Below are 1,040 nucleotides of genomic sequence, written 5' to 3' on the forward strand. Positions count from 1 at the left end.
GCCCTAGGAAGTGTCTGGTGGATCATGAAAGCCAGCCCAGGAGTCCGCAGAGGTGGATCGCTCCGAGGTAGTTGACGGCGTGCTTGTCGTAGCGCGTGGCCAGGCCTCGCCACTGTTTGATCTGGCAGAAGCCGCGTTCGACGGTGTTGCGCCGTACGTAGCGGGCCTTGTCGAACCCTGGCGGTCGACCTCCGCGAGAGCCTCGGCGGCGACGATTGGCGGCCTGGTCGCTCTTCTCCGGGATGGTGTGGGCGATGCCGCGGGAACGCAGCAGCTGCCGGTTGGCCTTGGAGCTGTAGCCCTTGTCCGCCAACAGGTAGTCCGGGCGGGTTCGCGGGCGTCCCGGCCCTACCCGGGCGACGGACAAGGCCGCCAGCAGCGGGCCGAGCATGGTGGTGTCGTTGATGTTGCCGGCCGTCACCAGCGCCACGAGGAGTCGTCCGGCGCCGTCGGTGAGCGCGTGGGTCTTGGTCGTCAGCCCGCCCCGGGATCGGCCGATCGCATGATCGGCCGGCTCGCGGGCGGCTGGTTCACCGTCAGAACTCTTGTCATTCGACCGAGCCCCCTGTGTGCTCGCTGCCCTCCTCAACGACCTCCGCGTCGGGCGGGGCCGGCCGATAGGTAGCGGCGTTGCCGCCCACTCGGCGGGCGCTGGCCCCGTGCTGATGGACCCGCACGATCGTGGAGTCCACCGCGACCAGCCAGTCCAACTCGCCGGCCGCGTCGGCGTCGGCATGGGCTCTGGCCAGCAGCCGGGCCCAGGTGCCATCAGCACTCCACCGCGCGTGGCGGTAGTGCAGCGTCTGCCACGGCCCGAAGGTCTCCGGAACGTCGCGCCAAGGGACGCCGGCCCGAAACTTGAACGCGATCGCCTCGATCACCTGGCGGTGATCACGCCACCGTCCACCCCGACGGCCCGCCGAGGACGGCAAAAGCGGCTCCATCCACGCCCATGCCTCATCGGACACCACACACCGATCTTGACGCACAACACCGACACTGCCCGACCTGAACGACAAGATCCGTCAGACACGCCCTAG

General features: G+C 69.0%; 1 pseudogene. It reads right to left on the reverse strand.

The annotated features are described in order from the left end of the window. Positions 1-22: 22 nt before the first annotated feature. A pseudogene (locus tag ACK586_RS25425) lies at positions 23-944 on the reverse strand (IS5 family transposase). Between the last annotated feature and the right edge of the window lie 96 nt (positions 945-1,040).

Source organism: Trujillonella humicola, from assembly GCF_046233715.1.
GTDB classification, from domain to species: domain Bacteria; phylum Actinomycetota; class Actinomycetes; order Mycobacteriales; family Geodermatophilaceae; genus Trujillonella; species Trujillonella humicola.